At 74.0% G+C, this 19,960-nt stretch carries 18 protein-coding genes; 6 read left to right on the top strand and 12 right to left on the bottom strand.

The window, feature by feature from the left end:
* Window positions 1-97: 97 nt before the first annotated feature.
* The 3 genes from ACY34I_RS03215 to ACY34I_RS03205 all read right to left on the bottom strand — a co-directional run bounded on the left by ACY34I_RS03215 (window position 98) and on the right by ACY34I_RS03205 (window position 2,315).
* Window positions 98-1,000, bottom strand: coding sequence for a sulfurtransferase (locus tag ACY34I_RS03215; protein WP_148793801.1), 903 nt, complete (start codon window positions 998-1,000; stop codon window positions 98-100).
* 97 nt (window positions 1,001-1,097) lie between these two features.
* A complete protein-coding gene (locus tag ACY34I_RS03210; protein ID WP_462752275.1) occupies window positions 1,098-1,544 on the bottom strand; it encodes an imidazolonepropionase-like domain-containing protein in 447 nt (148 codons plus the stop codon).
* Window positions 1,545-1,547: 3 nt separating this feature from the next.
* The gene (locus ACY34I_RS03205) at window positions 1,548-2,315 is read right to left on the bottom strand and encodes an SGNH/GDSL hydrolase family protein (RefSeq protein WP_462752273.1); all 768 of its coding nucleotides are present in this window, start codon (window positions 2,313-2,315) and stop codon (window positions 1,548-1,550) included.
* Window positions 2,316-2,546: 231 nt separating this feature from the next.
* On the opposite strand from ACY34I_RS03205, the gene ACY34I_RS03200 reads away from it, so the two are divergent.
* Window positions 2,547-4,055, top strand: a complete 1,509-nt coding sequence (locus tag ACY34I_RS03200) for a hypothetical protein (RefSeq protein ID WP_462752271.1) — start codon at window positions 2,547-2,549, stop codon at window positions 4,053-4,055.
* A 52-nt stretch (window positions 4,056-4,107) separates the two neighbouring features.
* Here the strand turns inward: ACY34I_RS03200 and ACY34I_RS03195 are convergent, their stop codons facing one another.
* From ACY34I_RS03195 to ACY34I_RS03180, 4 genes are all read right to left on the bottom strand, one after another.
* On the bottom strand, window positions 4,108-5,142 hold the full coding sequence (locus ACY34I_RS03195) for a hypothetical protein (protein ID WP_462752269.1): 1,035 nt from the start codon (window positions 5,140-5,142) through the stop codon (window positions 4,108-4,110).
* 181 nt (window positions 5,143-5,323) lie between these two features.
* Window positions 5,324-6,448, bottom strand: a complete 1,125-nt coding sequence (locus tag ACY34I_RS03190; protein WP_462752267.1) for a TolB-like translocation protein — start codon at window positions 6,446-6,448, stop codon at window positions 5,324-5,326.
* On the bottom strand, window positions 6,445-6,975 hold the full coding sequence (locus tag ACY34I_RS03185; protein WP_462752265.1) for a SigE family RNA polymerase sigma factor: 531 nt from the start codon (window positions 6,973-6,975) through the stop codon (window positions 6,445-6,447). The genes ACY34I_RS03190 and ACY34I_RS03185 overlap by 4 nt, the downstream gene beginning before the upstream one ends.
* A gap of 202 nt (window positions 6,976-7,177) precedes the next feature.
* Window positions 7,178-7,945, bottom strand: coding sequence for a class I SAM-dependent methyltransferase (locus tag ACY34I_RS03180; protein ID WP_462752263.1), 768 nt, complete (start codon window positions 7,943-7,945; stop codon window positions 7,178-7,180).
* Between the two features lie 178 nt (window positions 7,946-8,123).
* Here ACY34I_RS03180 and ACY34I_RS03175 point away from each other — a divergent pair, with 178 nt between their 5' ends.
* The 4 genes from ACY34I_RS03175 (at window position 8,124) to ACY34I_RS03160 (ending at window position 11,538) form a co-directional block, all read left to right on the top strand.
* Window positions 8,124-9,893 carry a proline--tRNA ligase gene (locus tag ACY34I_RS03175; RefSeq protein WP_462752261.1) on the top strand — a complete coding sequence of 590 codons (1,770 nt, stop codon included), beginning with the start codon at window positions 8,124-8,126 and terminating at the stop codon, window positions 9,891-9,893.
* A 50-nt stretch (window positions 9,894-9,943) separates the two neighbouring features.
* A complete protein-coding gene (locus tag ACY34I_RS03170; RefSeq protein ID WP_148793789.1) occupies window positions 9,944-10,363 on the top strand; it encodes a CBS domain-containing protein in 420 nt (139 codons plus the stop codon).
* A gap of 96 nt (window positions 10,364-10,459) precedes the next feature.
* Window positions 10,460-10,885: a SufE family protein gene (locus ACY34I_RS03165; RefSeq protein ID WP_462752259.1), complete on the top strand. Its 426-nt coding sequence runs from the start codon at window positions 10,460-10,462 to the stop codon at window positions 10,883-10,885.
* A gap of 20 nt (window positions 10,886-10,905) precedes the next feature.
* A complete protein-coding gene (locus ACY34I_RS03160; RefSeq protein ID WP_462752257.1) occupies window positions 10,906-11,538 on the top strand; it encodes a DsbA family oxidoreductase in 633 nt (210 codons plus the stop codon).
* A gap of 49 nt (window positions 11,539-11,587) precedes the next feature.
* On the opposite strand, the gene ACY34I_RS03155 is transcribed toward ACY34I_RS03160, so the two are convergent.
* The 5 genes from ACY34I_RS03155 to ACY34I_RS03135 form a co-directional block, all read right to left on the bottom strand.
* The gene (locus ACY34I_RS03155) at window positions 11,588-12,136 is read right to left on the bottom strand and encodes a YbaK/EbsC family protein (RefSeq protein ID WP_462752535.1); all 549 of its coding nucleotides are present in this window, start codon (window positions 12,134-12,136) and stop codon (window positions 11,588-11,590) included.
* A gap of 124 nt (window positions 12,137-12,260) precedes the next feature.
* The gene (locus ACY34I_RS03150; protein WP_148793786.1) at window positions 12,261-12,461 is read right to left on the bottom strand and encodes a hypothetical protein; all 201 of its coding nucleotides are present in this window, start codon (window positions 12,459-12,461) and stop codon (window positions 12,261-12,263) included.
* A 37-nt stretch (window positions 12,462-12,498) separates the two neighbouring features.
* On the bottom strand, window positions 12,499-13,278 hold the full coding sequence (locus ACY34I_RS03145; protein WP_462752255.1) for an SDR family oxidoreductase: 780 nt from the start codon (window positions 13,276-13,278) through the stop codon (window positions 12,499-12,501).
* Window positions 13,279-13,439: 161 nt separating this feature from the next.
* On the bottom strand, window positions 13,440-14,813 hold the full coding sequence (locus tag ACY34I_RS03140) for an MFS transporter (protein WP_462752253.1): 1,374 nt from the start codon (window positions 14,811-14,813) through the stop codon (window positions 13,440-13,442).
* An 84-nt stretch (window positions 14,814-14,897) separates the two neighbouring features.
* Window positions 14,898-15,188: a hypothetical protein gene (locus ACY34I_RS03135; protein WP_462752533.1), complete on the bottom strand. Its 291-nt coding sequence runs from the start codon at window positions 15,186-15,188 to the stop codon at window positions 14,898-14,900.
* Window positions 15,189-15,390: 202 nt separating this feature from the next.
* Here ACY34I_RS03135 and ACY34I_RS03130 point away from each other — a divergent pair, with 202 nt between their 5' ends.
* Window positions 15,391-19,959: an HAD-IC family P-type ATPase gene (locus ACY34I_RS03130; protein ID WP_462752251.1), complete on the top strand. Its 4,569-nt coding sequence runs from the start codon at window positions 15,391-15,393 to the stop codon at window positions 19,957-19,959.
* The last annotated feature ends 1 nt before the right edge of the window (window position 19,960 follow it).

The raw sequence follows: 19,960 nt of genomic DNA, 5'->3' as shown, positions 1-19,960 counted from the left end.
CGGCTGCTTCTCAGCAGCCTGCCCCGCCGGGCGCGGACGCGACGGGGCAACGCCGGATTGCCGCCCAGAAGCGTCAGCCTCCGGGCGGGCCGAGCGGTCAGCCGGTGAGACCGCCGGGCTCGTCGCCCTTCACCACAGGCGCGCGGACCAGGTTGCCCCACTCGGTCCAGGACCCGTCGTAGTTGCGGACCTGCGGGTAGCCGAGCAGGTGGCGCAGCACGAACCAGGTGTGGCTGGACCGCTCACCGATCCGGCAGTACGCCACCACGTCGTCGGACGGGCTCAGCCCGAGCTGGTCGGCGTAGATGGTGCGCAGCTCCTCCGCGGACTTGAAGGTGCCGTCGTCGTTCGCGGCGGACTTCCACGGCTTGTTCACCGCGCCGGGGATGTGCCCACCGCGCAGCGCGCCCTCCTGCGGGTAGTCCGGCATGTGCAGCATCTCGCCGGTGTACTCGCCGGGCGAGCGGACGTCGACCAGCGGCCGGCCGGCGGCGATGTGCGCCATCACCTGCTCCCGGTAAGCCCGGATCGGCGCGTCGTTCCGCTCCGGCACCGGGTAGTCGGCGCGTGGGCGGGTGACCTTCTCCCGGGTCAGCTCGCGCCCCTCGGCGATCCACTTCTGCCGGCCGCCGTCGAGCAGCCGGACGTCCGGGTGGCCGAAGAGGGAGAAGACCCAGAGGGCGTACGCGGCCCACCAGTTGAAGTTGTCGCCGTAGAAGATCACCGTGTCGTTCCGGCCGATGCCCTTGGCGGCACACAGTTCGGCGAAGCTCTTCGCGTCCAGGTAGTCCCGGGTCACCTGGTCGTTCAGCTCGGTGTGCCAGTCGACCTTGACGGCGCCCGGGAGGTGGCCGGTGTCGTAGAGGAGCACGTCCTCGTCGGACTCGACCACCACGAGGCCCTCATCGCCCAGATGCTCGGCCAGCCACTCCGTGGTGACCAGGCGCTGCGGGTCGGCGTACGACTGGAAGCGGGGATTCGGATCGCTCGGCACAGGCATGAGCCCCAAGGTACGCCCGATCCCGGGACCAGGGCCGGTCAACGGAAATAGGGTGCAGCGAATGGGCGGCTCGCACCGACAGCGGCGGAACCGGTAGTCAGGCGCGGCGGTGCACCAGCCGGCCGGCCACCACCGTGGCCAGACAGGCGCCGTCGGGCCCGAACACGGCCAGGTCGGCCCGCCCACCCACCACCAGCGCCGGAGGCCGGGCGGCACCCAGCACAGCGACGTCGTTGCGGGCGGCGGCGGCCCGCAACGCCGGGTCGGCCACTGCGGTGGCGAGCACCGCGGCGGCACCGCGCCGGAACAGGGCGTGCACCCGCTCGCGCGGGGTGGGCGCGGGCGGCAGCGGCCCGTCGTGCACCAGCGCCGGCCCGAGGGTGCCGGCCCACCGCCGCACCCGCACCTCCGGGTACGCCTCCGTCAGCTCGTCCAGCGGCGCGACGGCCTCGACCCGGTCGCCGGAGACCAGCACCGCGTGATCCGGGCGGGGCTCGTCGTCCGGGGTCAGCCGCAGCAGCGGGGCGGCGTGGATCGTCCGCACCGGTCAGTCGGCGATCGGTCCGAGCACCGGCCGCTTGGCGGTGACCAGGTCGCCGGAGGAGCGGCCGGTCAGCCGACGCTTGATCCAGGGCGCCAGGTGCTGGCCGGCCCAGCGCAGGTCGGCGGCGCGGGCGGCCAGCCACGGGGTCGGCGCGGGGTGCGGCGGCACCATCAGCCACTCCTCGTCGCAGCCCACCCCGAGGGCGGTGAGCACCTGCCCGGCGACCCGCCGGTGCCCGGCCGCCGACAGGTGCAGCCGGTCGGTGCTCCACAGCATCGGGTTCAGGTAGGTGTCGTCGGCGTACAGGTCGACCAGGATGGCGCCGTGCCGCTCGGCGACCTCACCGACCACCCGGTTGAGCAGGGTCACCCGGGGTGCCACGAGCCGCTGCCCGGGGAGCCGGGCCATCACATCGGCGAACCGGAAGAGGATCACGTCTGCGCCGCTGCCGCGTAACTCGCCGATCACCGCGTCGAAGCGGGGGACGAAGGACTCGGCGTCGAAGGTCCGGCGCAGCACGTCGTTGCCGCCGGCCGCGAAGCTGATCAGGTCGGGCTGCATGGCCAGGGCGGCCGGCACCTGCTCGGCGACGATGTTCGGGAACAGTCGGCCCCGGATCGCCAGGTTGGCGTACCCGAAGTCCGGGCCGGCCTCGGCGGCGAGCCGGGTGGCGACCAGGTCCGCCCAGCCGCGGTACGTGCCGTCCGGATACGCGTCGTCCATGCCCTCGGTGAAGCTGTCGCCCACCGCCACGAAGCTGCGCCAGCGCACCTGTCGTCCCCCCGGCTACCGGAATTCCCATCGGTGTCGGCCATTCTGGCACCGGAGATGGTCGACGGGCGCGCCCGCCACGTGCGGACGTGGCGCTGCCCACGCCGCCGATGGGTGGCACGGGGCAGAGAAGCGGACGCTCGGGCGGAAATAATGGCGCGCGACCCCAGTCGGGACCGCCCCTGTGTGGACGCGGACCCGACGCGTCGGACACGAGCGAGGACGCACGCCATGACCGAGGGACCGCGCGCCGTTCCCCCGCCGGGACACCCCGGACCGTACGCCCCACCGCCCGCCGGGGCGCCCGCCCACCCGTACGGGCCGCTGCCCCACCCGCCACCGGGCGGGCACGCTCCGCCGCCGGCACCACCGGCCCGGCGGTCCCGGCGTGGCCTGTGGATCGGACTCGGTGCGGGGGCCCTGGCCCTGGCCCTGTGCGCCGGGGCGGGGCTGGTCGGGCTGAAGTCGTATCTCGACGATCGGAACGACAGCTCGGCCGCCGCGCTCGACGACACGAACCCGATCAGGCAGGCGAAGATCGAGTCCTTGCTGGCCGAGCACACCAGGGCGCTCATCGGCCGGGACGAGAAGGCGTTCGTCGCGCCGTTCGACCCGGCCGACAAGGATCTGCTCGCGACGCAGACCAGCCTGTACCGCAACCTCAGCAAGCTGCCGCTGGCCGACGTGCGCTTCGGGTACGTCCACAAGGGCGAGTTCCGCCCGGTTGGCGGCGGGCACGAGGTCGACGTGACGGTGGCGTTCGTGCATCGGTTCGACGGCTTCGACGTCGGCCCGGTCGAGGAGTGGTACCAGTGGACGATCGTCCAGGCCGACCAGGACGCGCCGCTGAGGGTCGTCCGGGCCGGGGGCGTCCCGGAGGAGCGCAGGCGGGACGCGGTCACCCACTACCCGGCCCCGTGGGACAAGTGGCGCGACATTCATGTCGAGCGGACGCCGCACACGCTGCTGATCGTCGACGCGTCGCTGCGGGCGGAGGCGCAACGGTACGCCCCGATCGCCGAGCAGGCCGCGGCGGACGACCTGGCCGCCTGGCGGGCCGGCGGGGTGCGCGGCGATGTGCCGCCGGGCTTCGTCATCTCCCTGGTCAAGGGGCGGTCCGAGTTGGGTTCCCTCTACCGGACCACGAAGGAGACCCCCACCGAGTCCGGGGTCGCGATCCCGGTGCCGCCGGAGGGTGTGCTCGACGGCGACGAGAACGACCCCGTGGTCGGGGCCACCCGGGTGGTGGTCGACGTCCGCGACGAGTACCACTTCACGAGGGGAACCCGGGAGCGGCAGCTGAACCTGTTCCGGCACGAGATCGGCCATGCCCTGATCGGCAAGCTCACCGCCCGGGCCCCGGGCTCCTCGCTGGTGGGCGAGCGGGAGAGGTGGGTGGTCGAGGGGTTCGCGGAATACCTGGGCCACGGCGGAAAGGCCTGGCTGACCAGCGAGCGTACGGCCAACTCCCGGACGGTGATCCGGAAGACCGGCTACCCGTCCTCCCTGCCGGGAGGCCCGGCGTGGGACCTGAAGGACCGGGTCGAATACCACTACTGGCTGGGCCACTCGGCCATCGGCTACCTCGTCGAGCGGTACGGCGAGCAGAAGATGTTCCAGCTCGTGGCTGAGCACTACCGCAGCCGGAAAATCGACACGGTGACGCGGGACGTCCTCGGCGTGTCGTACGAGGAGTTCGAGAAGGACTGGGCGGCCTACCTCAAGGCCAAGGTGCGCTGAATGCCGAGCGGGCCGCCCCTGGTGGGGCGGCCCGCTCGGCGGTCGGGCGTGCTCAGGGCACGTAGGCCAGCAGGGTCAGCTGCTGCACGTCCCGGGGCTCCGCCACCTCGCCGATCTGCCGGAAGCGGGCGTCCAGCACCACGACCCTGGTCGCCTGCCGCACCAGCACCTTGCCGTCCGCCGCGAACTGGATGCTCTTGACCTCGCCGCCGACGGGGAGCTTGACGACCTTGCTGGTGGTGGTGTCGACCACCGCGAAACTGCCGTCGTTACGGGACACGTCGGTGTTCATCCAGCCGACCGCCACGTACCGGCCGTCCATCGACACGCTGCGCACCCGCCAGCCGTCGTAGTGCGCGGCCTCGGCCTTCGGGGGCGTGTAGTGGTAGAAGTCCTTGCTCCCGCCGGTGGCGTACGGCTTGCCCTCGGAGACCGCGGCCCAGTTCCGCCCGTCGGCGGACCACCACTTGAGGGTCTCGTTGCCCGCGTCGCCGTCGGCCGGCTTGTTCTCCGCCACGTCGATCAGCACCGACCGGCGGCCGTCCTGCACCATCAGCAGGTCGTTGGTGTTCCAGACGAGCGGATTGCTGCCGATGCAGTTGGCCTTCCCGCGGAAGGACTCCGCCCGCCCGACCGTCCGCTCCCGCGATCCGTCGATCATCGACGTCACCAGGGTGCCGGCATCCGCGTTGGCACCGCCCTCCACCCAGGCGAGCCGCTCGCCGTACGGCGAGATGGTGATCGTGTTGCGGACGCAGTAGCCGGAGCCGAGGGGAATCCGGGCGGTCACCTCGTCGACGTCGCCCCGGACGGCGTGGACCACCGCCTCCTGGTCGGTCATGCCCAGGTAGTAGCGGGTGCCGGTGAGCACGGTGGCCGAGGCGGGGTTGCTGACCGGAGCCGCGGTGGCGACGGTGGCCGGTGCATCGGAGGTGGTCGGCGCGGGCGAGCCGGCCGGTGCGTTCCTGCCCTCGCCGCAGGCGCTCAGCCCCACCATCGCGAGCGCGGCGGCCGAGAGGACCACGGCCCGGCGGAGGCTACGGAGACGAGCGGTGCGGTTGGCGGGGGCGGCGGCGAAAACGCTCACGGTTCCAGTCCTCAGGTTCGGTGGCGCAACGGGTTGACGCACTCCCAGACGTCGAGTTCTCAAGGGAGGGTTGCCGTATCGACGAAGGAATTTCGGGGAATGTTCGAGACGCGGCCCAGCCACGCAGCAGGCCCTCAGCACCTGGTGCTGAGGGCCTGCTGATGGTCCGCTGATCGACGGCTCAGGGCACGTACGCCAGCAGCGTCATGTTCCGCACCGGGGTGGGCTCGGCGACCGTGCCGAGCGGCCTGAAGCCGCTGTCCAGCACGCTGATGCCGGTCGCCCGCTTGACGATCACCTTGTTGTCGACGGTGAACATGATGCTACGGATATCGCCGCTACCCGGCAGGTCGACCACTTTGCTGGTGGTCGTGTCGACCACGGCGAAGCTGTCGTCCCGGCGGGACGGGTCGGTGCCGATCCAGCCAACGGAGACGTACCGGCCGTCCATCGACACGCTCCGGGCCTCCCAGCCACCCCAGTGCGCGGCCTCGTCCTTCGGCGGCGTGTAGGTGTACTGGCGGAGCTGCGTCCCGTCCGCCACGTACGGCTGGCCCTCCGCCACCGCCGCCAGCCACCTGCCGTCGGCCGACCAGCACCGTTCGGTCTCCTGGCCCGGGTCACCGTTGACCCGCTTGTTGGCCGCTACGTCGTACAGCACGGACTGCCCGGTCTTCTTGCGTACCATCAGCAGGTCGCTGCCCTGCCAGCGCAGCGGCCTGCTGTCGAGGCAGCTGACGTCGTCCAGCAGCTTCGTCGCCCCCGGCTGTCCGAGCGTGCCGGCGAGGAGCACCCCACTGAGGTTGCCGTCCGTGCTGTCCTGCACCCAGGCCACCCGCCTGCCGTCCGGCGAGACGGTGAGGGTGTTGGCCTCGCAGCCGTAGGTGACGAACGGAAGCTGGTGGACCACCCGGTCCGAGCCGCCCCGGACGGCGTGGATCCGGTACTTGTTGGACGTCTTCTCGAGGTAGTAGCGGGTGCCGGCGAGGACGGTCGCCGGCTTCGTCGGCGAGCTGGTCGGCTCGGAGCTGGCTGACGGGTCCGGGGTCGGGGTGCCCTCGACCGGGGTCGGGGTGACGGTGGTCGACGGACCGGCCGGCTGTGGAGTGGGCGCCTGCCCGTTGGGGCGGATCGCCAGGGCGGTGCCCGTTGCGGCGGCGATCATCACCAGCGCGGCGGCCGAGGTGGCGACGGCCCGCTGGATGCCGAGCCGCCGGGAGGTACGCAGCGCCCGGTCCCGCAGGTCGACCGGGGTGACCTCCTCGGCCAGGTCGGCCAGGTCGAGCCGGAGGCGGTCGTGGTTCATCGGGCACTCCCTTCCAGGACGTACAGCTCGGCGAGCTCGGGGGCGACGGTGCGCAGCTTGGCCAGGGCCTTCGAGGTCTGACTCTTGACGGTGCCGACGGTGACGCCGAGCAGGTCGGCGGCCTCGGCTTCGGTGCGGTCCTCGAAGAACCGCAGGACCAGCACGGCCCGCTGCTTGGCGGAGAGCTTCGCGAGCGCGGCCCGGAGGGTGAGCCGGAGCGTGGTCTGGTGGGCGTGGTCGGGGGCCGAGTCGCCTCCGCGCGGCTCGGGCAGGTCGCCCGGCATCGACTCGGCCACCCGGCGCCGCCGCCACCAGGAAACTTGGAGGTGGTACATGATCTTGCGGGTGTACGCCTCGGCGTTGCCGCTGTCGTGCAGCCGGTTCCAGGAGCGGTGGGTCCGGGCCAGCGCGGACTGGACGAGGTCTTCCGCCAGGTGTTGGTCGCCGGTCAGCAGATACGCCGAGCGCAGCAGTGCGGGGGTGCGGGTTCGCACGAACGAGTCGAACTCACTCAGGAGAGGGTCCACACGAGCCGATCCTTGGGGGTGAGGTGGGGCATCAGCTTGACGCCCTCCCAGACGCCACCCCGCAGCGCGATGGTTGCCGATGCTTCGTCAATTTTCCTGCGGCCTCGCCGGCGATCGGTCGAGCTGATTGAGCGGCAACGGCGAGTGCGTGGAGGTGGCCGACAACCTGCCCGGCGTGGTCGGGGTCCGCGAGCCGGCCTCGTCAGCGCGATGCGGTGATCAGCACGCTGTGCTTGCGTACCCGGAAACTGCCCTCAGCGTCGATGCGGGCCTGGACGATGTCGCGGGCGGCGGACCGCTGCTTCGGCGGGAGCGGTTCCCCGGCCATGCTGTCGAGATAGGCCAGAATGGGCTCGGCCGTGGGGATGTCGAGGTCGCACGGGTAGCGCTCGACGGTGATGTCGGTGAAGTGGGCGGCCAGGTAGCCCGGTCCGGTCTCGGCGGTGACGTCGTTCTGCGCGGCGCCGAGCACCAGCTCGGGACGGCCGATGGCCGGGCCGATGGCGTTGAGTTCGTCGAGGTGGTCGCTGCCGTTGACGGCGACGGCCAGCCGGCCGCCGGGGCGGAGCACCCGGGCGAACTCGCGCAGCGCGGCGTCGGGGTCGTCGAGGTGATAGAGCATGTGGTTGGCGATGACGGTGTCGAAGCTCGCGTCGGGGAACGGGAGGTCGGCGGCGTCGCACTGCTGGACGTGGGCGCCGGGGATGCTCCGCAACTGCTCGCACATGGCTGCGGAGAAGTCGGTCAGGGTGAGCCGGAGCCCCCGGCCGAGGTGGTCGACGTGGGTCCACAGCCTGCCGGTGCCGGCACCGACCTCGAGTACGCCGCCGGCCAGCGGTAGCCGCTCGTCCAGCCAGTCGAACCAGCTCTGCGGGTTGGTGCCGTAGGCGTGCAACGCGATCCGGGTGGTGAGGTTGCCGGTCGTCGTCGCGTACTGGTTGATGGCATGGGTCGATGGAGTCACGGGCATGGCCGGATCGTAGGCCGGTTGCCGCCGCGGCGAGGGGACGCTGACGGCACACCCAAGTCATGCATCACCAGGTACGCGATGTCGCGGTGTCCCGGTCGGTCGGACACCGCGACATCGGCGACCCGGAGTCGACGGAATAGGATCGCCGGTCCGACCCGGCCCGCCGTACGCTGCGGCAATGCTGCTGCGCATGTCGACCCTGCTGCTCCGGACCCTGCGCGAGGACCCGGCCGACGCCGAGGTGCCGAGCCACCGTCTCCTGCTCCGCGCCGGCTACGTGCGCCGCGCCGCCCCGGGCGGCTACACCTGGCTGCCGCTGGGCAAGCTGGTGCTGGACCGGGTCACCGAGATCGTCCGCGCGGAGATGGCGGCGATCGGCGACCAGGAGGTGCACTTCCCCGCGCTGCTGCCGGCCGAGCCGTACCGGACCAGCGGGCGGTGGACGGAGTACGGCGACGACATCTTCACCCTCGCTGACCGGAAGGGCGCCGAGCACCTGCTCGCCCCGACCCACGAGGAGATGGCCACGCTGCTGGTGAAGGACCTCTTCACCTCGTACCGGGACTTCCCGGTGACGCTGTTCCAGATCCAGACGAAGTTCCGGGACGAGGCCCGGCCCCGGGCCGGTCTGCTGCGCGGGCGCGAGTTCCTGATGAAGGACGCGTACTCGTTCGACCTGGACGCGGCGGGGCTGCAGGCGGCCTACGACCGGCACCGCGACGCCTATCAGCGGATCTTCGACCGGCTCGGACTGGACTACACGGTGGTGCACGCGATGTCCGGGGCGATGGGCGGCTCGGCGTCGGAGGAGTTCCTGGCGGCGACCCCGGTCGGCGAGGACAGCTTCGTGGGCTGCACGGCCTGCGCCTACGCGGCCAACACGGAGGCGGTGGTGACCCGCGCCCCGACCGCCGCTGACCCCGACGCCCATCCGGCGATGGAGGTGCACGACACCCCGGAGACGCCGACCATCGCCTCGCTGGTCGAGCTGGCCAACGCCCGCGCCCTCGGCGGCCGGACGGACTGGACCGCCGCCGACACGTTGAAGAACGTGGTGCTGACCGTACGCCGGCCCGGCGCGGAGACCGCCGAGCTGCTGGTGATCGGCCTGCCCGGCGACCGCGAGGTGGACCTCAAGCGGGTGGCCGCGGTGCTCGCCCCCGCCACGGTGGCGGTCTTCGAGGACTGGACGGACCATCCCGAGCTGGTCCGCGGGTACCTCGGGCCGCAGATTCTCGCCAAGCACGGCGTCCGCTACCTGGTCGATCCCCGCGTGGTCCCCGGCACCGCCTGGCTGACCGGGGCGAACGAGCCGGGCCGGCACGCGGTCGACGTGGTCTGCGGGCGGGACTTCGTCCCGGACGGGACGATCGAGGCTGCCGAGGTGCGGCCCGGCGACCCCTGCCCGGCCTGCGAGACCGGTGAGCTGACCATGCGGCGGGGCATCGAGGTGGGGCACATCTTCCAGCTCGGCCGCCGCTACACCGACGCGTTCGCCGTCGACGTGCTCGGCCCCGAGGGGAAGCCGGTCCGGCCCACCATGGGCTGCTACGGCATCGGCGTCTCGCGGGCGGTCGCGGCGGTGGCCGAGCAGCACCACGACGAGCGGGGGCTGGTCTGGCCGGCGGCGGTCGCGCCGTGCGACGTACACCTGGTGGCGGCGGGGAAGGGGGCGCAGCTCGACGCGGCGCTGGAGCTCGGCGGGCGGCTGTCGGCGGCCGGCCTGCGGGTGCTGGTCGACGACCGCACGCACGTCTCGGCCGGGGTGAAGTTCACCGACGCCGAACTGGTCGGCATCCCGCGCGCCGTCGTGGTCGGCCGCCGGCTCGCCGACGGGTACGTCGAGCTGCGCGACCGGGCCTCCGGCGAGCGGGTCGAGCTGCCGGTGGGCGGTCTGGTCGAGCGCCTGCTCGACGAGGTGCCCGGGGCACGCCGCAACCGGGTGTAGCGGGCGCGCGAGGGGGTACCGGTGCCGGATCGAGTGTTTCGGAGGCTCTCATGTACCGGGTCAGCGACGCGATGACCAAGCAGGTGGTCTACCTGCCGGCGGAGACCACGCTGGACGAGGCAGCCAGGGTGATGAAGGAGTCGGACATCGGCGATGTGGTGGTCACCGAGGGGGCGACCCTCGCCGGCATGCTGACCGACCGCGACATCGTGGTCCGGGCGGTCGCCGAGCGGGCCGACCCGGCGACCACCACGATCGGGTCGATCATCACCCGCGAGGTGGTGATGATCGAGCAGCACTCCACCGCGAGCGAGGCGGCGGCCCTGATGCGGGAGCGCAACATCCGGCGGGTGCTGGTCTGCGACAACGAGCGGAAGCTGGTCGGCATCGTCTCCCTGGGTGACCTGGCCATGCAGCTCGACCCGAACTCCGCCCTCAGCGACATCAGCGAGGCCGCCCCGAACATGTGACAGGAGGGGTCCCTTCTCAACGCCCGGTAGCGGAGGGGCCCCTTCCTGACAGCTCCACCTCGGCGGGCGGCCGTACGCTGCCGATAGCCTCAAGGAATGCCCGAGATGCCGAGCAAGCTGGCCGAGATCGTCGAGGAGTTCGCCGCGGCGCCCCGCGACGTGGTGCTGGAGATGCTCCTCGAGTACGCCGACGTCATCCCGCCACTGCCCGCAGGCATGGACCGGGAGGGCATGGAGCAGGTGCCGGAGTGCCAGACGCCGTTCTTCCTGCGCGCCCAGGTGCAGCCGGACGGCACCGTGATCACCTGGTTCGACTGCCCGCCCGAGGCGCCGACCACCCGGGCGTTCGCCGGCATCCTGGCCGAGGGCCTGGCCGGGGCGACCGCCGACCAGGTGCTGGCCGTGCCGGACGACCTCTACCAGCGGATGGGGCTGGCCCAGGCGATCAGCCCGCTGCGGGTACGCGGCGGCACGGCGATCCTGGCCCGGCTCAAGCGCCAGGTCCGGGAACAGAATTCCTGATCGACGGGTTGTTGCCGGTCATGGAGATCGAGATCTACGCCGACGTCGTCTGCCCGTGGTGCTGGATCGGCAAGCGCCGGCTGGAGCAGGCCCTGGAGTCGTACGACGGTGAGGTGACCGTCCGGTACCGGCCGTTCCAGCTCGACCCGACGCCGGTGACCGAGCCGAAGCCGCTGGTCGAGGCGCTGGGCGCGAAGTTCGGCAGCCGGGAGCAGGCCGAGGGGATGGCCGCCCACGTCACCCAGGTCGCCGCCGGTGCGGGGATCGAGATGCACTTCGACCGCGCGGTGGCCGCCAACACCTTCGAGGCGCACCGCCTCGTCCGGTTCGCCACCGAGCGGGGCCGTGCCGCCGAACTGGTGGAGCGGCTCTACCGGGCGCACTTCCAGGACGGGATCGACGTCGGGTCGAAGGACGCCCTGGTCAAGCTCGCCGCCGAGGTGGGCCTGGACGAGACCGAGGCCCGGGAGTACCTGGCGTCGAACCTGGGCCGGCGTGAGGTGGCCGCCGACCTGACCGAGGCGCACCAGCTCGGCGTCTCCAGCGTGCCGACCTTCGTGCTGGCCGGGAAGTACGCCGTCACCGGCGCGCAGGAGCCGGAGACCCTGCTCGCCGCCCTGCGTGAGGTCGAGCAGCGAGAGTCGACCGAGTGACAATCATGGATCTTGTTCCACGTGAAACAAGATCCATGACAGTAACTGCCTAGGTCGGCCTGGCCAGGTCTTCCACCACCGTGGCCCCGGGCAGCGCGCCGAGCGCCGGCCCGGGCAGCGCGATCTTGCTGTGCCGTACGCCGGATCCGATGATGACGTGCGGCGTGGCAATCACCCGCGAGTCGACCAGGATCGGCCACTCCTCCGGCAGGCCGATCGGGGTGATGCCGCCGTACTCCATCCCGGTCAGCTCGACCGCGTCGGCCATCGGCGCGAAGCTCGCCTTGCGGACGTCGAGCATCCGGCGGACCACGCCGTTCACGTCGGCCCGGGTCGTGGCCAGCACGACGCAGGCCGCGTACCGGATCTCGCCACCTCGCTTGCCGGCGACCACCACGCAGTTCGCCGACTCGTCGAGCCCCACCTCGTACGCGGCGCAGAACGCGGCCGTGTCGGCCAGGTCCGCGTCGATCGGAGCGACCAGCACGTCGTCGACGTCCACCGGCGCCTCGGCTGGCCACCGCTCCACGGCGGCGGCGACCGGCGGTGCCAGCAGGTCCAGTCGGGTACGGGCCGGCTCTGTCTTCAGCGTCCCCATCACGGGTGCGATCCTCGCACCAGCCGCCGGGGTTCCGCTCACCGACGTGCCGGCCGCCCGCCTGACGGGAGACCCGCACCGGCCGCACCCGGGACGACGGTGCGACCGGTGCGGGTAGCGACGGTCAGTTGGAGTTGCCGGACAGGAAGGCGTTCTGGCGGGCGAAGTCGCGGTCCCGGGCGGCGGCGAGATGCGCCCGCTCCAGGACCTCCGGACGATGCGCCTCGACGTCCTCCATGCCGTGCCGGACGCCCAGCCGGACCACGCCGTAGAGGAAGACGAAACCGAACACGTACAGGATCACGGTGGTGACGAAGACCAGCATGCGGCCACGGTAAGGCGAACGTGAGCCGCTGAAGGTTTCATCTTCGACCGGTTCCCCCGTACGTGTCGGCGAGGTGGTCCGCCCAGGTCCGGCTGCCCGTGGGAGTGGCGGTGGTGGTGAGGCCGCCGGCGCGCAGGGCGCGGCCGAGCCGCCCCGGGATCCGCACCGGCAGCAGCGGGCGGCGGGAGCGGCGGGCCGTCCGCCAGGCCCGTACCGCCTCGTCGAAGCGGAGCAGCTGCGGCCCGCCCAACTCCTCGACCGCGTGCGACGGGCCGGCGGCCAGCATCCCGGCGAGCCGGGCCGCCACGTCGACCGGGTCGACCGGCTGGGCCAGGACGGCCGGGTCGCCGATCACCGGGCCGAGCCGGGCGGGATTGCGCAGCAGTTCCTCCAGGAGCTCCGGGAACTGGGTCGCCCGCAGGATGCTCCACGGCACCGGGCCGGCCGTCACGACTTGCTCGGCGGCGAGTTTGTGCCGGTAGTAGCGGAGCGGCACCCGGTCGATCCCCACGATCGAGACGAACACGAGATGTTTCACGCCGGCCCGGCCGGCGGCCTCCACCAGCCGCCGCGTGCCGAGCACGTCGACCTCGTGGGTACGCCGGGCCGCCGAGGACGCCAGGTGCAGCACCGCCTCGACGCCGGCGACCGCCGGGGTCAACCCCGCGCCGGTGGCGAGGTCGGCCGTCAACCACTCCACGGCGGAGTCCTGCCGAGGATGCCGGCTCACCGCCCGTACGACGAAGCCGTCGTCCCGCAGGCGCGGCAGCACCGCTCGCCCGAGTCGCCCGCTCGCCCCCGTGACCAGCACCCGCATCGACCGCTCCTCTCCCGACACCCTCGCCCCAGCCCGGGCGGGGTGGCGCCCACTGCCGCGCCGGCCCTGCCCAACGCCCGGCCGAGGACGCCCGCGTTCCGCTCAACGGACGGGACGGCCAGCCGGTTCGTGACCGGCCGATGCCGGGCCGTCCGCGCGACTCAGGCGGCGGACGGGCGGACCACCACCCGGGCGGCGAGCAGGACGCCGAGCAGCCCGCAGCCGGCCGCCACGGCCAGGGTGACCGCGTAGCTCGCCGGACCGGGAGCCGGTCCGGCCGCCAGCACCGCGCCGGTCAGCGCCAGCACGGTGGCCGCGGCGAGCGAGTCGCCCAGTTGCAGGGCGGAACTGTTCCGCCCCTGCTCGCCGGGGGCGGAGAGCTCCAGCGTGAGCACCGACAGGGACGGGTAGAGCAGGCCCATGCCGAGTCCGGCGACGGCCCAGCCGAGCACCGTCAGCGCCGCCGGCACTCCCGGCAGGACGGCCGACGCGACGGTGGCCGTACCGAGGGCCACGCAGCCCAGCCCGGCCCGGGGCAGGGTGGCGGCCGAGCGCGGCGCGGCGAGCCGGCCCTGCAGCCACGAGCCCACCGACCAGGAGAGCGCGCCGACGGTCAGCACCAGGCCGGCGGCGGTCGGCGAGAAGCCGCGTTCCCGGGACAGCATCAGCGGAATCACCACCTCCGCACCGGCGAACGCGGCCGAGGCGAGCCCGCGCAGGCCGACCACCGTCGGCAGGCCCCGCCGGGCGCGCAGGAAACCGGCCGGCAGCAGGCGCGGAGCGCAGACCAGCAGGCCGACCAGCCCCGCCGCCACCAGCACACCGCCGAGCACGCCGCGCTGCTGCCCCCCGTGATGCAGCAGTGCGGCGCTCGCCCCCGCCCCGCAGGCCCAGCCGATCCGGGCCAGCGCCCCGGCCGGCGGCCGGGCCGGGACCGCCGCGCCGAGCGCCCGCAGCCCGGGCTGGATCAACAGCACCGCCGGCACCGCGACGGCCGGCACCGCGAGGAAGACCCAGCGCCAGCCCAGGTGCTCGACGATCAGGCCGGCCAGCGCCGGACCGACCAGCGACGGTACGACCCAGGCCGCCGCGAACGCGGCGAAGACCCGCCGCCGCAGTTCCTCCGGGTACGCCTGCCCGACGATCACATAGAGCGCCACCGACAGCAGGCCCGAGCCGAAGCCCTGCACCACCCGCCCGACCACCAGCAACTCCATGGTCGGGGCGACGCCCGCGACGACCAGCCCGGCCACGAACCAGGCCACGCCGTGCCACATCGGTGCGCGCGGCCCGCGCGCGTCGCACCAGATCCCCGAGGCCACCATGGCCACCACGCCGGAGGCGAACGGGCCGCCGAAGGCGAGCGCGTACAGGGTGAGCCCGTCGAGGCTGCGGGCGACGGTGGGCATCGCGGTGCCGACCGCCAGGGCCTCGAACGCCAGCAGCGACACCAGGGCGACGCTGCCCACGGTCATCGCCCGCAGGCGCGGGGAGTAGAGGTGCGCTGGGGCGGCCGAGGCGGCGGTGGCGGTCACCGGCGGCCCGGCGTACGTGCGGTCGACATGGGATCAAGCATCCGACCTCAACCCGGATTGAGGTCAACGGTGATCCCGCTCTCGTCAGGCCGACTGCAGCGCCTCGCCGACGCCCTTGACCAGCCCGGACATGTGCTGGTCGGCCAACACGTGCCCGGCGGTGATGACCAGGGCGATCGGCCATTCGATGACCTGGAGCGCGGCGAGCACGCCCAGCCCCGCGTAGTAGGCGATCTTGTCGGGCGGGGGCACCGCCACCTCGCCCAGCACCGGGATCTCCACCCGCCGGTTGTACCTCCGCATCGCCTCGCACACCCCGCTGAGCTGCCGGGTCACCGCGCTCATTCCGCCTCCCCTGGATCCGACCGACCACATCGACGTCCGACCGGGAATTCCACCCACGATCCGGTCCATGCCCCCGCCAGCCGGGAAACTTCCCCCACCCGGGGGGCATAACGGACGCGACGCCGGGAAGTCGGGCCGCCGGGACGAGGGGTACGGGAGGCGAGATGGCGTACGGCTGGCGCGGCGGCGGGAGCAACGGGGAGCGCGGCCGGGGGCTCGGCCGTACGCCTCGATGACCTCGCTGGGCCGGTACGCCGGTCTCCTGCTGGCGCCGGACGCCGTCGCGCGGGTCGCCCGTACCGTCGTCAACGCCGTGCCGGACGCCGCCCGGACGGTCGGCTCGGCCCTGCCGCACGCGGTGCCGGCGGCGAGCCGGGCCGGCGGGGCCGCCGTACCGCGCGGCGTCGCCGAGGCGGCCGGACGGGTGGGTGAGGGCGCCGCCCGAGTGGCCCGCCTGGCCGGGCTGACCCGGCGCCGGGTCTGGACCCGGGACGGTCGCCACCACATCGAGGTGCACGGCGTCTGCCAGGACGGCGCGAACCGGCTGGCCCGGCAGGTCGAGGAGGTGCTGGAGCGGATGCCCGGGGTGGCCTGGGCCCGGGTCAACGCGCCCTCCGGCCGGGTGGTGGTGGCGGTCCAGGAGCCGAAGCCGAAACTGCGCGACCTGATCGCCACGATCGCCCGCACCGAGCGGGTGTGCCCGTACGAGCCGGACCCGGAGATTCCCCCGCCACACCCGGCCGAGGAGGGCCCGCGTACGCCCCGGACCCTGGGCGCGCTGGTCTCGGACGCGCTCGGCCTGACCATCTCGGCGGCCACCCGAATCCTGCCGTTCACCCCCGTCCCCGGCGAGGTGGCCGGCTTCCTCGCCGCGATCGACCTGCACCCGAAGCTGCACGCCCTGGCCGACCGGGGGCTGCGCGCCGACCCCCGCGCCGAGGTGCTCTTCCCGCTCGCCGAGGCGGTGGTGCAGGGCCTCACCGGCGGCTGGACCGGAATAGTGCTGGACGGCGCGCAGCGGGTGGTGCAGTGGGGCGAGGCGCGGGCTCAGCTCACCGCCTGGTCGAGGGCGGAACCGCGGCTGACCGGCGACCCGGAGCGGGCGGTCGCCCGGGTGCCTGAGGGCGAGCGCCCGCAACCACGCCCGGACGGCCCGGCCGAGCGGTACGTGCAGCGGGCACTCCTCGCCGGTGCGGCGGCCGGCGCGGCGGCGGTGCCCGTGGTCGGCCCGAAGCGGGCCGCATCGGTGGCCCTCTCCGCGCTCTCCAAGGCTCCCGGGAACGGACGCGAGGGGTACGCGGCCCAGCTCGGCCGGATGCTGGCCCGGCGCGGCGTGATCGCCATGGACCGCAGCGTGCTGCGGAGGCTGGACGGCATCGACACAGTGGTGCTGGACAGCGCGATCCTCGGCTCGGACCGGGGCGTGCTGGCCGACCTGGCGCCGCTGCCCGGGGCGGACACCGGGCAGGTGGCCGCCCGGGCGTTCGCCCTCTTCGACCCGGCCGCCCCGGACGGCGTACGGGAGGCCGACGGCTGGCGGCTCGGGCCGCTGGACCGGATCGACGCCCGCGACCCGGGGGACACCCCGGACCGGCGCCGGCTCACCGAGCACGGCGGGATGCTGCTCGGCCTCGCGGAGGGCGACACCCTCGCCGCCGTGCTCCGGGTGGATCCGGAGCCGGCACCCGGGGTGGACGTCCTGCCCACCGCCGCCCGTCAGGCGGGCCTGCGCCTCGTGGTGGCCGGCGACGACGACGGCCGGTACGGCTTCGCCGACGCCCTGGTGCCCGGCGGTGCGCACCTCACCGACTCGATACGCGCCCTGCAACGCGACGGCGCGGTGGTCCTGCTGGTGTCCGGTGACCGTGCCGCACTCAGCGCGGCCGACTGCTCGCTCGGCGTCTCGGCCCCCGAGGACCTCCCGCCCTGGGGTGCCCACCTGCTGGTCGGCGAGGACCTGCGGATTCCCGCGCTGCTGATCGACGCGGTCGGGGTGGCCCGCCGGATGACCGGGCAGAACATCCGGATCTCGATGGCCGGCAGCGGGCTCGGGGCGCTGGCCGCGCTCACCGCCGACCCGCTGCGGCTGCCCGGTCGGACCCTCTCCGCGGTGAACGGTGCCGGCGCGCTCGCCTTCGGGCACGGCGTGTGGCGGGCCCACCGGCTGCCGGACCGGACCCGCGCGCCGGCGCCCGCGCTGACCGCGTGGCACCTGATGCCGGTGGAGACCGTGCTCGACCAGTTGGGCACCGACCCGAACGGGTTGACCAGCGAGGAGGCGGACCGGCGGCGGCACGCGGTCGCGGGAGACCACGCGGGACCGGCCGGGCTGCTGCGCGCGTTCGTGCAGGAGCTGGCGAACCCCCTCACCCCGGTGCTCGCCGCCGGGGCCGTGCTCTCCGCCGCGTTCGGCTCGCTGGTCGACGCGGCCCTGGTCGGCGGGGTGGTCGGCGGTTCGGCGCTGGTCGGCGCGGTGCACCAGCGCAACACCGAGCGGTCCCTGGCCCAACTGCTGTCCCGCACCGCGGTGACCGCCCGGGTGCTGCGCGACGGAGTCGAGCGGGTGGTGCCCGCGGAGGAGCTGGTGGCGGGGGACGTGATCACGGTGGGCCCGGGGGACGCGATCCCGGCGGACTGCCGGGTGCTCGGCTCGGACGGGCTGGAGGCCGACGAGTCGTCGCTGACCGGGGAGTCGCTGCCGGTGGGCAAGACCGCCGATCCGGTGGTGGCGGCGGCCGTCGCGGAGCGGCGTTCCATGCTGTACGAGGGCACCACAGTCGCGGCCGGCCGGGGCACCGCCGTGGTGGTGGCGACCGGCGAGGAGACCGAGGCCGGGCGCAGCCTGGCCATGGCCCGGGAGGCCCCGCCGCCGAGCGGGGTGGAGGCGCGACTCGGGAAGCTGACCAAAGCCGCCGTACCGCTGGCGGCCGGCTCGGCGATCGCGGTGGCCGGGGCGGGGCTGCTCCGGGGCGTACCCCTGGCGGCGACGGCGGCGACCGCCGCGAACCTGGCCGTCGCGTCGGTGCCGGAGGGGCTGCCGTTCCTGGTCAGCGCCGCGCAGCTGGCGGCGGCCCGGCGGCTCGCCGAGCACGGCGCGCTGGTCCGCAACCCGCGGACCATCGAGGCGCTGGGTCGGGTGGACGTGCTCTGCTTCGACAAGACCGGCACCCTCACCGAGGGGAAGCTGCTGCTGGCCGGGGTCGGTGACGGCGCCGGCGAGCGGTACGCCCCACCGGACCGGCTGGACGAGCCGTTGCGGCTGACCCTGGCCACGGCGCTGCGGGCCACCCCGGCCGCGGCCGACCCGGACGAGCTGCCCCAGCACACCGACCGGGCGGTACGCCGGGGCGCGGGCACCGCCAGGGTGGCGGAGCAGACCGGCTCGGCGGGCTGGACGGCGGTGGGCGGGCTGCCGTTCGAGCCGTCCCGCGGCTACCACGCCACCATCGGGCGGACCTCGCAGGGGCTGCTGCTCAGCGTCAAAGGGGCGCCCGAATCGGTGGTGCCGCGGTGCGCGGCCCGCCGGACGGCCGGCGGTGACCAGCCGCTGGACGAGGCGGGCCGGGACGGGCTGCACGCGATGCTCGCCGAGCGGGCCAGGGCCGGGCATCGCATCCTCGCCGTCGCCGAGTGCCCGGTGGGCGCCGAGTCGGTGACCGACGAGCAGGTCGAGGGGCTGGTCTTCGTCGGCTTCCTGGCGCTCGCCGACGGGGTACGGGTGAGCGCGAAGCCCGCGGTCCGCCGGATCCGGCAGGCCGGCGTGCACACCATCATGATCACCGGAGACCACCCCGCCACCGCCGAGGCGATCGCCGCGACCATCAGCCCCGACGACGGTGGGCAGCGGGTGGTCACCGCGACCGACCTGGACCGGCTCGACGACGAGGCGCTGGCCGAGCGGCTCATGGCGACCGACGTGGTGGCCCGCTGCACTCCGGCGCACAAGGTCCGGATCATCCAGGCACTCCAACGGCGGGGCCGTACGGTGGCGATGACCGGGGACGGCGCCAACGACGCCCCGGCGATCCGGCTGGCCGACGTGGGCATCGCGCTGGGCCAGCGCGGCACCCCGGCGGCCCGCGCCGCCGCCGACCTGGTGGTCACCGACGACCGGCTGGAGACGATCATCTCCACGCTGGTGGAGGGGCGGGCGATGTGGTCGTCCGTCCGCCACGCGCTGAGCATCCTGGTCGGCGGCAACCTCGGCGAGATCGCGTTCAGCGTGCTGACCGCCGCCGCCACCGGCCGGTCCGCGCTGACCGGACGGCAACTGCTGCTGGTCAACCTGCTCACCGACCTGGCGCCCGCGCTGGCCATCGCGGTCCGCCCGCCGGCCGCCCACGGGGCCGACCACCTGCTACGGGAGGGGCCGGACACCTCGCTCGGCGCGACGATGACCCGGGAGATCGGGCTCCGGGCGAGCGCCACCACGCTCGGCGCGGCTGCCGGCTGGAGCCTCGCCCGGTGGACCGGCACCGAGCGCCGGGCCGGCACCGTGGCGCTCGCCTCGCTGGTCGGCACCCAGCTCGGCCAGACCGTGCTGGCCGGCGGCACCAGCCCCACCGTCCTGGCCTCCACCGCCGCGTCCGTCGGCGTGCTGGTCGCGGTGGTGCAGACCCCGGGGCTCAGCCAGTTCTTCGGCTGCACCCCGCTCGGCCCGGTGGGCTGGACCATCGCCGCCGGCTCCGCGCTCGGCGCCACCTTCGCCAACGGCGCGCTCAGCAGACTCGTCGACCGGCTCCCGCAGCACGGCCTCCGTACGCCGGCCGCCGGTCCACACCGGTCCGGCCGTGCCGGGTAGG

The sequence above is a fragment of the Micromonospora sp. RTBAU3-60 genome (assembly GCF_054963695.1).
The sequence above is the reverse complement of the archived record's forward strand: the minus strand, read 5'-3'. Positions and strand labels throughout refer to the sequence as shown.

Bases quoted from the DNA above. Each gene is read 5' to 3' on its own strand.
- ACY34I_RS03215 (WP_148793801.1), bottom strand. From the start codon at position 1,000: ATGCCTGTGCCGAGCGATCCGAATCCCCGCTTCCAGTCGTACGCCGAC.
- ACY34I_RS03200 (WP_462752271.1), top strand. From the start codon at position 2,547: ATGACCGAGGGACCGCGCGCCGTTCCCCCGCCGGGACACCCCGGACCG.
- ACY34I_RS03190 (WP_462752267.1), bottom strand. From the start codon at position 6,448: ATGAACCACGACCGCCTCCGGCTCGACCTGGCCGACCTGGCCGAGGAG.
- ACY34I_RS03180 (WP_462752263.1), bottom strand. From the start codon at position 7,945: ATGCCCGTGACTCCATCGACCCATGCCATCAACCAGTACGCGACGACG.
- ACY34I_RS03175 (WP_462752261.1), top strand. From the start codon at position 8,124: ATGCTGCTGCGCATGTCGACCCTGCTGCTCCGGACCCTGCGCGAGGAC.
- ACY34I_RS03170 (WP_148793789.1), top strand. From the start codon at position 9,944: ATGTACCGGGTCAGCGACGCGATGACCAAGCAGGTGGTCTACCTGCCG.
- ACY34I_RS03165 (WP_462752259.1), top strand. From the start codon at position 10,460: ATGCCCGAGATGCCGAGCAAGCTGGCCGAGATCGTCGAGGAGTTCGCC.
- ACY34I_RS03160 (WP_462752257.1), top strand. From the start codon at position 10,906: ATGGAGATCGAGATCTACGCCGACGTCGTCTGCCCGTGGTGCTGGATC.
- ACY34I_RS03155 (WP_462752535.1), bottom strand. From the start codon at position 12,136: ATGGGGACGCTGAAGACAGAGCCGGCCCGTACCCGACTGGACCTGCTG.
- ACY34I_RS03150 (WP_148793786.1), bottom strand. From the start codon at position 12,461: ATGCTGGTCTTCGTCACCACCGTGATCCTGTACGTGTTCGGTTTCGTC.
- ACY34I_RS03145 (WP_462752255.1), bottom strand. From the start codon at position 13,278: ATGCGGGTGCTGGTCACGGGGGCGAGCGGGCGACTCGGGCGAGCGGTG.
- ACY34I_RS03135 (WP_462752533.1), bottom strand. From the start codon at position 15,188: ATGTGGTCGGTCGGATCCAGGGGAGGCGGAATGAGCGCGGTGACCCGG.
- ACY34I_RS03130 (WP_462752251.1), top strand. From the start codon at position 15,391: ATGACCTCGCTGGGCCGGTACGCCGGTCTCCTGCTGGCGCCGGACGCC.